A 13,599-nucleotide genomic window follows, 5' to 3' on the forward strand; every position below is an offset into this window, starting at 1 on the left:
GTTGTGTCACTCGGGCCGCTGGCTGGCTTCAGTCAAAACGACGGATCCAGGCCAGCGTTTCCTTCTTCTTGTCCAGCCCTGGGGCCACCCGGAACAGCGCGGACGGATAGTCTTCAAAGCGCACTGGCTGGGTGGCGCGAGCGACCCGCTGGTATTCCTCCGGAATGTCACCCTTCTCGGTATCACCGAGCCGTGGTGTCTCTCCGGCCTGAATCAGGATGCCGCCATCGTAGAGGTGGACGGTGCAGGCGGGCGTCAGGCTGCTTCTCAGCGCTGCCAGCCCACCCAGTTCCTCGACCAGTGGGTCTCCCAGCACCGTCAGCCAGTTGACGCATTTGATGCGATTGCGCACCCCTTCCGTCTCTCCGATGAATCTGACCGGATCCGGGAAATCGAGACCCGGGAAGCGCTTCATCAACTGAAGGCACTGGACGCTGTTCTGCTCCATGCCCGGGCTGACGATGAGGGTGAAACCAGCGGATCCGTGGCGGGGCTTGAACAGGCTGCACCAGTCCAGGAAGGCGCTCAGCAGGGTGTCGAATTGCGGGGTGCTGTTCGGGGAACTGCCGTTCGGGTCACACAGTGGCATGGCCACCCGGATGAACGAGCTCTCTTCACTGTCAGGTTCGACGATCAGTGTCCGGGCCTGATGGGGGGCGATGTCATCGTTGGGCAGCCCCACATCCACCGGGCCAAAGAGCGCGCCGGAGTAAGGCGTCTCGACATCCGACCCTGCGATGTCCTTCTCGATGAGCGCCAGTGGGTTGACCTTGAACCCCTTGGTCTTCCTGGCGTGATTGGGCAGAAACTGGTGGACAGCGGCGGGAAAGCGCTGCCAATAGTCGGCCAGGAACGTCGCCGCCTGCTGGCGCAGCATCGACCGGTCCGGATGATCGAGAAACAGCTCACCACCCAGACCGAACTTGGCAGCCGGTCCGGCGGAGCGGCCGTGATAGAGCAGGTAGGCCCTGTCCAATACGCAGGGGCCACCCTCGGCCTGGACCAACTGGGAAAACAGCTCGTTGGCGTTCACGATTTCCACACCGGCGTTGCGAGTCAATCGAAGCGATGGATCCAAGCCAGCGTTTCTTTCTTCTTGTCGAGCGCTGGCTCTACCCGGAATAGCGCAGACGAATAGTCTTCGAAGCGCACTGGGCGGGTGGCACGAGCCACCCGCCGATATTCTTCCGGGATGTCGCTCCGTTCGGTATCGCCGAGCCGAGGTGTCTCGCCAGCCTGAATCAGGATGCCGCCCTCGTATTCATGAATGGTGCACGACGGCTCCAGGTTCCTTCGCAGCGTCGCCAACCCGCCCAGTTCTTCGAGCAGTGGGTCGCTCAACACCGTCAGCCAGTTAACGCTTTTGATGCGATTGCGGACCCCATCGGTTTCTCCAATGAACCTGACCGGGTCCGGGAAATCGAAGCCCGGGAAGCGCTTCATCAACTGAAGACACTGCACGCTATTCTGCTCCATGCCCGGGCAAAAAATGAGCGTGAAACCAGCCGATCCGTGGAGCGGTTTGAACAGCCGGCACCATTGCAAAAACGCAGAGAGAAGTTCGGCGCTTTGGGGGCGACCGTCCTTGCCGCACAAGGGCATCGATGCACGAACAAAAGAACTTCTCTGGTCCGATGCGCTTGTTGTCAAACCGCTCGCTTGATAGGGGTCGATGTCGTCAACAGGTAGGCCGATATCGACCGAGCCAAAAAGGCTTACCGAGTACGCGCGAGTCAGCGGCTGCTTCTTGTTGTAGGTATCGATGATGTCGGCTGGGTTGCCTTTGAACTTCTTCGCGCGTTTCGCGTCCGCAGGAAGAATCTGGTCGAGCTCGTCGGGAAACCGCTCCCAATAGCTGACAAGGAAGTCCCGCATCTTGTCGCGAAGGTCATGCCGGTCTTGATGGTCCAAAAACAGCTCGCCGCCCAGGCCAAACTTCACGGCTGCACCGGCTGCCGGGTCGCTGTAAGGCAGATAGGTGGTGTCCAGAGCGCAAGGACCACCCTGATCCTTGACCAACTGGGAAATTAGTTCAGTGGTGTTCATGTCGTTTAACTGAATCGTTCTGGCTCAGGGAACAGGGACGAGATTGCGAGGCGGGAACAAGCGCGACGCCTCTGAGACGATGAAGAATGCGAGCGCCGTGCTGTCGAGAACACCAGCGGAAAGCATGGACCCATGAACAATAATTTGAGCCCCACGCTACCAGCGGGGTTACCGCCTGACCTGTGCACATAGTCACTTGGGTCACTTGGGTCACTCACTTGGCATCTGGCGTGGTCGCAGCCCCCATCAAGGTTCATGGCGCAACCCCTTGCAACCCCACACAAATGGAGGGGCGCTTCCCACCTATGCCGGGGCTGGAACCCCCAGCCCATGCCGGCCTGCCAACTTATTCACAGGTCTGTTTCACTGTTTCAAAGCAGGTACACAGGCATATTTTGTTGATCCATCACTTGCACACACCTTTTTAAGTCCTTCATTTTGAACGACTTTTATTTTCGAAGATCCCCTAAGAACAGTAGCTAAGTAGTTGATTTGATTGGGAAAAACGCTGGATTTTCTTGACCCGGGTGGCGACCGCCATTAAAGTGGGAGAAAGTGCAATTCGGTGGGGCAAAGTGGCGAATGTCGTGTTTCAAGGGGCGAGTGCCTTGGCGTTGGACGCCAAGGGGCGCTTGACCGTCCCTGCACGGCACCGTGAAGTCCTGCAGGCCCTGTGCAACGGGCAACTGACGCTCACCAAGCACCCGGAAGGCTGTCTGATGGTCTTCCCCCGTCCCGCCTGGGAGCAGTTCCGCGATCGTGTGGCCGCACTGCCCATGTCCGCTGCCGGCTGGAAACGCGTGTTTCTCGGCAACGCCCAGGATGTCGAGATCGATTCCGCCGCCCGTGTTCTCGTGGCCCCTGAGTTGCGTGCGGCCGCCGGTCTCCAGAAGGACGTCATGCTGCTCGGGATGGGAAGCCACTTTGAACTGTGGGATGCCCAGGCCTACGCCACCCACGAAGCCGCCGTCATGCAGTCCGAACTGCCGGATGCGCTCAAGGATTTCAGCTTCTGATGAGCGCCACCACCCCCTTCACCCACACCACCGTCCTGCTGCAGGAAACGGTTGATGGCGTCTTGAACGACCCGGACGGCATCTATGTCGACGGCACCTTCGGCCGCGGAGGCCACTCGCGCCTGCTGCTGTCCCGGTTGTCGGACCGAGGGCGCCTGATCGCCATCGACCGCGACCCGGAAGCTGTCGCGGCCGCCACGTCCGGACAGACGCGGGTCGAGGACCCGCGTTTCTCCATCTGCCATGCGCCGTTCGCCGACATGGCGGCCCAGCTTGACGCACTCAACGTCAGCCAGGTCCACGGCGTGCTGCTGGACCTGGGGGTCTCCAGCCCCCAGATCGACAATCCGGAGCGGGGCTTCAGCTTCCGCTTCGACGGCCCGCTGGACATGCGCATGGACACCACGCGGGGCGAAAGCGCTGCGGAATTCCTGGCGCGGGCGGAGGTCACTCAACTCGCCACGGTGATTCGAGACTATGGGGAAGAACGGTTTGCTCTGCCGATTGCAAAGGCGCTTGTGGCTCGCCGGGAAAGCGGGCGTGCTGTACGAAGCACCGCCGAGCTTTCCCAAGTCGTGGCTGGTGCGGTCAAAACCCGCGAACCGGGCCAGGATCCTGCAACGCGCACATTTCAGGCTTTACGGATATTCGTCAACGCCGAGCTTGAAGAGCTGCAGCAGGGGCTGAACGCCGCGCTGGCGCGCCTGGTGCCCGGCGGCCGGCTGGCGATCATCAGCTTCCATTCGCTGGAAGACCGCATCGTCAAGAATTTCATCACCGCCCACAGCAAGGACGAAGTGGACCGCCGCGCGCCGTTCGCCGCGCCCAAGCCGCTGGCGCTGACGGCCATCGCTCGCATCAAGCCCTCCGAGGGCGAGATCCGTGCCAATCCGCGTTCACGCTCCGCCATCTTGCGGGTGGCCGAACGCACCGATGCGCCGCTGCCGCCGCCCGCACCAGAATCCACCGGCAAGCAGCGCCGGGGAGGGCGGCGCGGATGACGCGGCTCAACCTCATCCTGATGATCGCGGTGATGGCCTCGGGCGTGTACATGGTGCGCAGCGCCTATGACGCCCGCCGGCTGTTCACCGAACTGGACCGCTCGCAGAGCGAGGCCCGTCGTCTGGATGCGGACTACCAACGCCTGCTGGCCGACCGCCAGGCGCAGGCCACCAATCTCCGCGTGGAGCAGGTGGCCCGTGAACGGCTGAAGATGCGCCCCATCACCCCGGCCATCACCTACAACCCGGAGGCCCCGGCGCAAGGCGCCAGCGGTGCTCGTGTGGTGGGAGCCGCGCAGTGATCGGCCGCAAGCGCTCCAACCCCGCCACGCGCAGCGTCAGCTACTCCAGCAGCCCGCTGCTGGCGTCCAAGACACCGCCGTGGCGTTCGCGCTTTTTGGTGGCCCTGGTGGGGCTGGCCTTTGCCGGCCTGCTGGGCCGCGCCGCCTACATCCAGCTGATCGGCGAAGACTTCTTCCAGCGCCAGGGCGAGGCCCGTTACGCGCACAAGATGGAAGTGCCGGCCAGCCGGGGCAAGATCAGCGACCGCACCGGTCAGGTGCTGGCCGCCAGCGTGGCCGTGCCTTCCATCTGGGCCTTCCCGAAGGACGTGGATGCCGACCCGGACAAGCGCCGCCAACTGGCCAAGATCCTGGGCATGTCCAACAACGAGCTGGAAAAGCGCCTGGACCCGGCCAACCGCTTTGTCTATCTGCGCCGCCAGTCGGACGACCAGACGGCGGCCAAGATCAAGGAACTGGGCCTGAAGGGCATCTTCCAGGACCGCGAATACAAGCGCCAATACCCTGAAGGCGAAGCCGCCGCACACATCGTGGGCTTCACCAACATCGAGGAGCAGGGGCAGGAAGGGGTGGAACTCGCCTTCCAGAAGGACCTGCAGGGGCGCGACGGGTCACGCTCGGTCGTGCGTGACCGCCTGGGCCGTGTGGTGGAAGACATCGGTGAGCAGGTGCCTGCGCTCAACGGCAAGGACATCGAACTCTCCATCGATGCCAAGGTGCAGTTCTTTGCCTACCAGCGCGTGCGTGACGCCGTGGCGGAGCACAACGCCAAGGCCGGTTCGGTGGTGGTGCTGGACGTGCACACGGGTGAAATCCTCGCCCTGGCCAACTATCCCAGCTACGACCCCGGCCACCGCACCAATCTTTCCGGCGAGCAACTGCGCAACCGTGCGCTGACCGACGTGTTCGAGCCCGGCTCGACCATGAAGCCCTTCACCACTGGCCTGGCCCTGGAGACCGGGCGGGTGAAGCCGGACACGGTGCTCAGCACCGGCCCCCGCAGCGTGGTCATTTCCGGCTGGTCCCCGACGGATTCCCATCCGCACGGGGACCTGACCGTTTCTCAGGTCATCCAGAAGTCCAGCAACATCGGTGCCGCCCGCATGGCGCTGATGATGCAGCCGCGCGAGATGTACGAGGTGTTCACCGCCATCGGCCTGGGCCAGCGCCCGCAGATCAACTTCCCCGGCGCGGTGACCGGCAAGCTGCGTCCCTACAAGAGCTGGCGGCCCATCGAGCAGGCCACCATGAGCTATGGCTACGGCCTCTCGGCTTCGCTGCTGCAGCTGGCACGCGCCTACACCGTGTTCGCCCGCAACGGCGACATCATCCCCATCACCATGACCAAACGGGCACCGGACGAGCCGGTGGTCGGCATCAAGGTGTTCTCCCCCAAGACCGCTGCGGAGATCCGCGACATGCTGCAACTGGCCGCCGGCCCGGGCGGCACCGCACCGCAGGCCATGGTTCCTGGCTACAGCGTGGGCGGCAAGTCCGGCACGGCGCACAAGCAGGAGGGCAAGGGCTATGCAAGCCATAAATACCGTTCCTGGTTCGTGGGCATCGCACCCATCTCCAAGCCGCGCATCATCGTGGCGGTGATGGTTGACGAACCCAAGAACGGCCAGTACTTCGGCGGTGCCGTGGCCGGCCCCGTCTTCAGCCAGGTGGTGGCCCAGACCCTGCGCCTGCTGGGTGAGGCGCCGGACCTGGAAGTGAAGCCACAGATCGTCGCGGCCCAGAAGCTCCAGGCCGTGGATGAGAGTTTTTAAGCGGGCAGTCCCATGTTGATGCATCTCAAATCCCCCGAAGCAGCCGCCCGCTGGCTACAGGAATGGACGCCCAGCGGCCAGCTCCGCACCGACAGCCGACTGGTTGGCGCCGGGGACGCCTTCATTGCCTGGCCCGGTTATGCCAAGGACGCACGCCAGTTCGTGGCAGGTGCGCTGGCGGCCGGCGCGGCCACTTGTCTGGTGGAAGACCAGGGCGTGGCCGACTACGGATTCGTGGACGCCCGCATTGCCTCGCTGCCGGAGCTCAAGGCCCGTTGCGGCCAGATCGCCTCGGCCTTCTACGGCGAGCCCAGCAGCCGCCTGGACGTGCTGGCGGTCACCGGCACCAACGGCAAGACCTCCAGCGCCTGGTGGATCGCGCAGGCGCTGACGCTCCTGGGCTCGCGCTGCGGCGTGATCGGCACGCTGGGCGTGGGCCAGCCGCCCGTGCCCGGCGCAGCCAGCCAGACGTCCATCGAGGCGACCGGCCTGACCACCCCCGACCCGGTGCGCCTGCATGAAGCCTTCCGCCGCATGGCAGACGACGGCTTCGGCGCCTGCGCGATCGAGGCTTCGTCGATCGGCATCGAGGAACATCGGCTCACCGGCACCCGCATCAAGGTAGCCCTGTTCACCAACTTCACGCAGGACCATCTGGACTATCACGGCGGCATGGAGGCCTACTGGGCGGCCAAGCGCCGTCTGTTCAACTGGCCCGGCCTGCAGGCAGTGGTGCTGAACCTGGACGACGCCAAGGGCGCTGAATTGGCTGGTGAACTGACCGGCGCGGGCCTGGACCTCTGGACCTACGCCCTCCATCGCAGCGATGCACGTCTGTGGGCTGAAGACCTGCGCCACGACGCGCAAGGGCTGGCCTTCACGCTGCGTGAAGGCGCCCAATCGGTGGCGGTGCAGACCGCGTTGATCGGTGACTACAACGTCTCCAACCTGCTGGGCGTTATTGCCGGCCTGCGGGCACTCGGCCACAGCCTGGAAGACATCGCGCGCGTGGCCGCGCTGGTGACCCCGGTGCCTGGGCGCATGCAGCGCGTGGGCAATGGCCGTGAACTGCCGCAACTGGTGGTGGATTACGCCCACACGCCGGACGCGCTGGAAAAGGCCTTGCTGGCGCTGCAACCCTTGGCAGCCGCCCGCGGCGGGGAACTCCGCGTCGTGTTTGGCTGCGGCGGCAATCGCGATCCGGGCAAGCGTCCGCTGATGGGTGCCATCGCGGCCCGTCTGGCGGGCCATGTGGTGCTGACCAGCGACAACCCGCGCAACGAGGCGCCTGCCAGCATCCTGGCGGACATTGAGGCCGGCCTGCCGACGGGCGCCCCCCGCCAAGTCATTGCCGACCGCGCTGACGCCATCGCCACCGCCGTGGGCGAGGCCGGCGCCCGTGATGTGGTGCTGATTGCCGGCAAGGGCCATGAGGACTATCAGGAGATCCACGGCGAGCGCCGCCCGTTCTCCGACGTCCAGGCTTCCCGGGCTGCCCTGATTGAAAGGGCCGGATTGTGATGATGACCCTGGCTCAGGCCTACGCGCTGCTTCAACCCTTGCTGCCCGCTGTGCAACTGGTGGGTGATGCTGGCACGCAGATCAGCCGTGTGAGCACCGATACGCGTCAATTGCGCGAAGGCGACCTGTTTGTGGCCCTGCGGGGCGAGCGCTTCGATGCCAACGACTTCCTGCCGCAAGCCAAGGCCGCTGGTGCGGTGGCGGCCGTGGCCGAACGGGGGCTGGCCGAGGCCGGCCTGCCGGGCCTGCTGGTGCCAGACGCCAAGCACGCCCTGGGCCTGCTCTCTCAGGCCTGGCGCGCCAGCCAGCACCTGCCGGTGATTGCGGTCACCGGCAGCAACGGCAAGACCACCGTCACCCAGATGATTGCCGCCATCCTGCGCGCCTGGTTGGGTGACACGGCCATGCTGGCGACCGAAGGCAATTTCAACAATGAGATCGGCGTGCCCCTGACCCTGCTGCGCCTGCGCCAGGACACGACGGCCTGGCATCGTGCGGCGGTGGTGGAACTGGGTATGAACCATCCCGGCGAGATTGCGCCGCTGGCCGCCATGGCGCAGCCTACGGTGGCGTTGGTGAACAACGCCCAGCGTGAGCACCAGGAATTCATGCATACCGTTGAGGCCGTGGCACGCGAGAACGGCGAAGTGATCCGCGCGCTCGGCGCGGCGGGCGTGGCGGTGTTCCCGGCGGAAGACCCCTGTGCTGCCGTGTGGCAGGAGCTGGCCGCTGGACGTGGCACGCTCACCTTCGCCCTGCAGGGGCAGGCGGATGTGATGGGCCGGGCCCAGTGGGTGGCGCCTGCGGACGTGCCGGCGGTGGCCGAGGCTGGCCATGCCGGACCCGCCGGACATGCTGGACATGCTGGACATTGGGCACTCGAAATCCTCACCCCCGCCGGCACCATCCCGGTGGCGCTGGCCATGGCCGGCCAGCACAACCTGCGCAATGCGCTGGCCGCTGCGGCCTGCACGCTCGCAGCGGGTGCGCCGCTGGTGGCCATCCGCGAGGGCCTGGAGCGCTTCAAGCCGGTCAAGGGTCGTTCTGCGCTGCAGACGGCGGTGTGGCAGGGGCGTCGGGTCACGCTGATTGACGACAGCTACAACGCCAACCCCGACAGCGTTCGCGCCGCGATTGACGTGCTGGCCGAGCTGCCTGGCGCTTCCTGGCTGGTGCTGGGCGACATGGGTGAGGTGGGTGAACAGGGGCCGGCCTTCCACCGCGAGGTGGGGGCGCATGCCGCTGACCAAGGGCTGGCCGCGCTGTGGACTGCAGGCGCTGCTGCCCGTGATGCCGCTGCGGCGTATGGCGCCGGCGCGCGTGCCTTCGACACCGTGGATCAGTTGATCCAGGCGCTGGGCGAGGCCCCACAGGTCCAGAACATCCTGGTCAAGGGCTCGCGCTTCATGAAGATGGAACAGATCGTGGCCGCCTTGCAGTCCGGCGGCCCAGGAGAAACCCATGCTGCTTAGTCTGGCCCAATGGCTGCAGACCTATTTCCCCGAACTGGGTTTCCTGCGCGTTTTCAACTACATCACCTTCCGGGCGGTGATGGCGGCGCTGACGGCGCTGCTCATCGGCCTGGCCTTCGGGCCCTGGGTGATCCGCCGCTTGACCGAGCTGAAGATCGGCCAGCCCATCCGTGAATACGGCGTGCAACAGCATCTGGCCAAGAGCGGTACGCCCACCATGGGTGGCGTGCTGATCCTGATCGGCATCGGTGTCTCCACGCTGCTCTGGTTCGACTGGTCCAACCGCTTCGTGTGGGTGGTGATGCTGGTGACCATGGGTTTTGGCGCCATCGGTTGGGTGGATGACTACCGCAAGGTGGTCAACAAGGACCCTGAGGGCATGCGCAGCCGCGAGAAGTTCTTCTGGCAGTCCATCATCGGGCTCATCGCCGCCATCTATCTGGCCTTCAGCGTGTCGGAGACCAGCTTCTTCGGCGTGGTGCAGCTGTTCTTCCGCTGGGTCTCCAGCGGCTTCTCGACCGAGCTGCCGCCCAAGGCCGACCTGATCCTGCCGTTCTTCAAGTCGATCAGCTACCCGCTGGGGGTGTTCGGCTTCATCGGGCTGTCCTATGTGGTGATCGTGGGTACCAGCAACGCGGTGAACTTCACCGATGGGCTGGATGGCCTGGCCATCATGCCGGTGGTGATGGTGGGTTCGGCGCTCGGTGTGTTTGCCTATGTCACCGGCTCGTCGGTGTTTAGCCGCTACCTGCTGCTGCCCTACATACCGGGGGCGGGGGAATTGCTGATCTTCTGCGCGGCCCTGGCCGGCGCGGGGCTGGCCTTCCTCTGGTTCAACACCCATCCGGCACAGGTCTTCATGGGTGACGTGGGCGCGCTGGCGCTGGGCGGTGGCCTGGGCACGCTGGCGGTGATCACGCGGCAGGAAATCGTGCTGGGCATCATGGGTGGCGTGTTTGTCGCCGAGGTGCTGTCGGTGATGCTGCAGGTGAGCTGGTTCAAGTACACGAAGAAGAAGTACGGCGAGGGCCGGCGCATCTTCAAGATGGCGCCCTTGCACCACCACTTCGAGAAGTCGGGCTGGAAGGAGACCCAGGTGGTCGTCCGGTTCTGGATCGTCACCATGCTGCTGTGCCTGGTCGGTCTGGCCAGCCTCAAGCTGCGCTGAGCGGATCAGGACAACACGATGGACTTCCCCGCGCTCTTCCAGGACCGCCCCGCCTTGGTGCTGGGCCTGGGCGACTCCGGCCTGGCCATGGCGGCCTGGGCCGCGCGCCTGGGTGCGCGCGTGACGGTCTGGGACAGCCGCGAGCAACCGCCGCAACTGGCCACGTTGCGTGAACAGCTGCCGCAGGCGGTCTTCCTTCATGGCGGCCTGAGCGGGGAGCAGCTGGCGTCGCTGCTGGACACGACGGCGCTGGTGTTCAAGAGCCCCGGCCTGTCGCCGCTGGATGAGCGTCTGCAGCCGGTGTATGCCGCCGCAGCCTCGCTGGGCCTGCGGGTGCAGGGTGAACTGGATCTGTTTGCGCAGGCGCTGGCAGAACTGAAGCGGCTCTATCGATATGCGCCCGGCGTGCTGGCCATCACCGGCACGAATGGCAAGACCACCACGACGAGCATGACGGCCTTGCTGGCCGAGCGCGCCGGCCGCCGTGTGGCAATGGCCGGCAACATCGGGCCGACCTTGCTGGGCACGCTGGCGGACGCGCTGGACCGTGAGCCGCAGCCGGTGGATGAGACGGCAGTGGAAGACGCCCTCGCGGAGACGCGTGCGGCGGAAGAGGCGGGCCGGACCGAGGCAGCGGCAGACGCCGGTGCTGATGCCGCGCCTGAATCTACTGAGGCCGCTGAGACTGGTGAGGCCGGTGAGGCCGGTGAGCCTGTCGAATCTGCTGAGGCCGCCGAGCCTGGCGAATCCACTGAGCCTGGCGAATCTGCTGGACCTGGCGAATCCGCCGAGGTTGTGAGCGCCGCTGCCGCCACCCCGGAACGCAACGTCCTCGACACCGTCGCAGAACTGCTGGACGAGCCACCGTTGCCCATCGACCCGCCGCCGCCGCGCCTGCCGGATTTCGACGTGCTGCCGCAGGTCTGGGTGCTGGAACTCTCCAGCTTCCAGCTCGACGGTGTGCAGGGCTTCGAGCCTTCTGCGGCTGCCGTGCTCAACATCACGCAGGACCATCTGGACTGGCACGGTGACATGCCCGCCTATGCACGTGCAAAGGGCCGAGTCTTTGGTGAACACGCGGTGATGGTCATCAACCGTGACGATGCAGAGGTCGAGGCCCTGGTGCCGGCGCCGGTGCAGGTCAAGCAGGGCCGTGGCCGCCCGAGCAAACTGGTGGAGCGCCATGTGGTGCGTTTCGGCCTGGACGCGCCGCGCCGCCCGGGTGATTTCGGCTTGATCACCGAGAACGGCATGGCCTGGTTGGTCCGCGCCCGGGAACTGGAAGAAGGCATCAAGCGGCGCAAGGGCGAGGAGGCGGATCCACTCTCGCTGCAGCGCCTGATGCCGGCCGATGCGCTGCGCGTACGTGGCCGCCACAACGCGGCCAACGCGTTGGCCTCGCTGGCGCTCGCCACCGCCATCGACTGCCCGCTGGCGCCAATGCTGCACGGCCTGCGCGAATATCGTGGCGAGCCGCATCGCGTCGAGTTCGTGACCTCGGTCAAGGGCGTGGATTTCTACGACGACAGCAAGGGCACCAACGTGGGGGCCACCGTGGCGGCCATCCTCGGCCTGGGCGTTGATCGTGCACCGGCCAAGCTGGTGATGATTCTCGGCGGCGACGGCAAGGGCCAGGACTTCTCGCCGCTGGCTGCACCGATCGCCGTGCATGCTCGCGCCGTGGCCTTGATCGGCCGTGACGCGGCCCAGATCGAAGCCGTGCTTCAGGGTACCGGCGTGACGCTGCATCGCCACGATTCGCTGGAGGCTGCCACCCACTGGGCGCTGGCCGAGGCCGAGGCGGGCGACAGCGTGCTGCTGAGCCCGGCCTGTGCCAGTCTGGATATGTTCCGCAACTATGCCCACCGCGCCGAGGTGTTCATCACCACCGTGCGCGAACTGGCGCAGGACGAGGGCTTGATCGGATGAACGCCCTCGTCAGCACCCTGTCCGGACTGGGCGACCGCCTGCGCGGCCTGACGGCCCGGCGCGAGCGCGCCGGTGCGGCTGCGGGCGGTGCTGGCATGGACGTGCCGGTGCGCGACTGGGTCTCCACCTCTGCCGGCCAGCCCACCCGAATCCTGGGCTTCGACCTGACGCTGGTCTTTGTGGTGCTCTGCCTGCTGGGGCTGGGCCTGCTGATGGTCTATTCGGCCTCCATCGCTCTGCCGGACAGCCCCCGCTTCGCGAACTATTCGCCCATGCACTTCTTCGTGCGGCAGAGCTTCTTCATTCTGCTGGGCCTGCTGGTGGGCTGGATCACGGTGATGATCCCGGTGAGTGTGTGGGAGCGCCATGCGCCCAAGCTGTTTGTGCTGGCTTTGGTGCTGCTGGTCATTGTGTTGGTCCCTCACGTGGGCAAGGGTGTGAACGGTGCCCGCCGCTGGCTGCCGCTGGGCGTGATGAACTTCCAGCCCTCCGAGCTGGCCAAGCTGGGCATTGCCATGTATGCGGCCAATTACATGGTCCGCAAGATGGAGATGAAGGAGAACTTCATCCAGGCGGTGTGGCCGATGGCATGCGCGCTGGCCTTTGTGGGCGTGCTGCTGCTGGCGGAGCCGGACATGGGCGCGTTCATGGTGATTGCCGCGATCGCGATGGGCATCCTGTTCCTGGGGGGGGTGAACGGCCGCATGTTCTTCCTCAGCGTGGCGGTGCTCATTGGTGCCTTTGTGCTGATGATCACCTTCAGCGACTTCCGCCGCGAACGGATCTTTGCTTACCTCAACCCCTGGGACGAAAAGTACGCCCAGGGCAAGGCCTACCAGCTGACGCACTCCCTGATTGCCTTCGGCCGTGGTGAGTTCTTTGGTCAGGGGCTGGGTTCCAGCCTGGAGAAACTGCACTATCTGCCTGAGGCCCATACCGACTTCCTGCTGGCCGTCATTGGCGAGGAACTGGGCTTCATCGGCGTGGCCATCGTGATCTTTGCCTTCTTCTGGCTCTCCCGCCGCCTGTTCCACATTGGCCGCCAGGCGGTGGCGCTGGACCGGGTCTTTGCCGGGCTCTATGCCCAGGGCATTGGCATCTGGATGGGCGGCCAGGCCTTCATCAACATGGGGGTCAACCTGGGCGCGCTGCCCACCAAGGGCCTGACCCTGCCGCTGATGAGTTACGGCGGCTCGGCAACTGTTTTGAACTGTGTGGCATTGGCGATCGTTTTGCGTATTGATATTGAGAACCGGCAGTTGATGAGGGGGGGACGGGCATGAGCGCAGCGCAGGGCCGCCCCAAGCAAGCTCGCGTCCCCTCGGGGGACCGGTCGCGGCGTGCCGCGAACGAGGGGTCAACATGAAGAGCG

At 65.4% G+C, this 13,599-nt stretch carries 11 protein-coding genes; 9 read left to right on the forward strand and 2 right to left on the reverse strand.

The genetic code is table 11. The features are described from left to right. Nucleotides 1-28: 28 nt before the first annotated feature. Together BMY53_RS26345 and BMY53_RS10060 are read right to left on the reverse strand one after the other, a co-directional pair. Nucleotides 29-1,078: a type VI immunity family protein gene (locus tag BMY53_RS26345; protein ID WP_255370128.1), complete on the reverse strand. Its 1,050-nt coding sequence runs from the start codon at nt 1,076-1,078 to the stop codon at nt 29-31. Then, a complete protein-coding gene (locus tag BMY53_RS10060) occupies nt 1,057-2,046 on the reverse strand; it encodes a type VI immunity family protein (RefSeq protein ID WP_092946144.1) in 990 nt (329 codons plus the stop codon). Before BMY53_RS10060 ends, BMY53_RS26345 begins: the two co-directional genes overlap by 22 nt. Before the next feature lie 587 nt (nt 2,047-2,633). On the opposite strand from BMY53_RS10060, the gene mraZ reads away from it, so the two are divergent. The 9 genes from mraZ to ftsW are packed head-to-tail and all read left to right on the forward strand — an operon-like array spanning nt 2,634 to nt 13,510. After that, nucleotides 2,634-3,062 (forward strand): division/cell wall cluster transcriptional repressor MraZ, encoded by a 429-nt coding sequence (mraZ, locus tag BMY53_RS10065; RefSeq protein ID WP_092946146.1) that lies wholly within the window; start codon nt 2,634-2,636, stop codon nt 3,060-3,062. Then, a complete protein-coding gene (rsmH, locus tag BMY53_RS10070; protein WP_092946148.1) occupies nt 3,062-4,063 on the forward strand; it encodes a 16S rRNA (cytosine(1402)-N(4))-methyltransferase RsmH in 1,002 nt (333 codons plus the stop codon). The genes mraZ and rsmH overlap by 1 nt, the downstream gene beginning before the upstream one ends. Further along, nucleotides 4,060-4,365: a cell division protein FtsL gene (gene ftsL / locus BMY53_RS10075; RefSeq protein ID WP_092946150.1), complete on the forward strand. Its 306-nt coding sequence runs from the start codon at nt 4,060-4,062 to the stop codon at nt 4,363-4,365. Before rsmH ends, ftsL begins: the two co-directional genes overlap by 4 nt. Then, nucleotides 4,362-6,137 carry a peptidoglycan D,D-transpeptidase FtsI family protein gene (locus BMY53_RS10080; RefSeq protein ID WP_092946152.1) on the forward strand — a complete coding sequence of 592 codons (1,776 nt, stop codon included), beginning with the start codon at nt 4,362-4,364 and terminating at the stop codon, nt 6,135-6,137. Before ftsL ends, BMY53_RS10080 begins: the two co-directional genes overlap by 4 nt. A gap of 12 nt (nt 6,138-6,149) precedes the next feature. Next, nucleotides 6,150-7,658: a UDP-N-acetylmuramoyl-L-alanyl-D-glutamate--2,6-diaminopimelate ligase gene (locus BMY53_RS10085; protein ID WP_092946154.1), complete on the forward strand. Its 1,509-nt coding sequence runs from the start codon at nt 6,150-6,152 to the stop codon at nt 7,656-7,658. Next, on the forward strand, nt 7,658-9,130 hold the full coding sequence (gene murF, locus BMY53_RS10090) for a UDP-N-acetylmuramoyl-tripeptide--D-alanyl-D-alanine ligase (protein ID WP_404947866.1): 1,473 nt from the start codon (nt 7,658-7,660) through the stop codon (nt 9,128-9,130). Before BMY53_RS10085 ends, murF begins: the two co-directional genes overlap by 1 nt. Beyond that, the gene (gene mraY / locus BMY53_RS10095; RefSeq protein ID WP_092946156.1) at nt 9,120-10,298 is read left to right on the forward strand and encodes a phospho-N-acetylmuramoyl-pentapeptide-transferase; all 1,179 of its coding nucleotides are present in this window, start codon (nt 9,120-9,122) and stop codon (nt 10,296-10,298) included. The genes murF and mraY overlap by 11 nt, the downstream gene beginning before the upstream one ends. Before the next feature lie 18 nt (nt 10,299-10,316). Next, nucleotides 10,317-12,227 carry a UDP-N-acetylmuramoyl-L-alanine--D-glutamate ligase gene (murD, locus tag BMY53_RS10100; protein ID WP_092946158.1) on the forward strand — a complete coding sequence of 637 codons (1,911 nt, stop codon included), beginning with the start codon at nt 10,317-10,319 and terminating at the stop codon, nt 12,225-12,227. Continuing rightward, nucleotides 12,224-13,510 carry a putative lipid II flippase FtsW gene (gene ftsW, locus BMY53_RS10105; protein WP_092946160.1) on the forward strand — a complete coding sequence of 429 codons (1,287 nt, stop codon included), beginning with the start codon at nt 12,224-12,226 and terminating at the stop codon, nt 13,508-13,510. The genes murD and ftsW overlap by 4 nt, the downstream gene beginning before the upstream one ends. Nucleotides 13,511-13,599: the final 89 nt, after the last annotated feature.

Source organism: Roseateles sp. YR242 (assembly GCF_900109745.1).
Taxonomy (GTDB): domain Bacteria; phylum Pseudomonadota; class Gammaproteobacteria; order Burkholderiales; family Burkholderiaceae_C; genus Roseateles.

Coding starts and splice junctions, on each gene's coding strand:
- ftsW (WP_092946160.1), top strand. CDS start 12,224: ATGAACGCCCTCGTCAGCACCCTGTCCGGACTGGGCGACCGCCTGCGC.
- murF (WP_404947866.1), top strand. CDS start 7,658: ATGATGACCCTGGCTCAGGCCTACGCGCTGCTTCAACCCTTGCTGCCC.
- rsmH (WP_092946148.1), top strand. CDS start 3,062: ATGAGCGCCACCACCCCCTTCACCCACACCACCGTCCTGCTGCAGGAA.
- ftsL (WP_092946150.1), top strand. CDS start 4,060: ATGACGCGGCTCAACCTCATCCTGATGATCGCGGTGATGGCCTCGGGC.
- BMY53_RS10060 (WP_092946144.1), bottom strand. CDS start 2,046: ATGAACACCACTGAACTAATTTCCCAGTTGGTCAAGGATCAGGGTGGT.
- BMY53_RS10085 (WP_092946154.1), top strand. CDS start 6,150: ATGTTGATGCATCTCAAATCCCCCGAAGCAGCCGCCCGCTGGCTACAG.
- mraY (WP_092946156.1), top strand. CDS start 9,120: ATGCTGCTTAGTCTGGCCCAATGGCTGCAGACCTATTTCCCCGAACTG.
- murD (WP_092946158.1), top strand. CDS start 10,317: ATGGACTTCCCCGCGCTCTTCCAGGACCGCCCCGCCTTGGTGCTGGGC.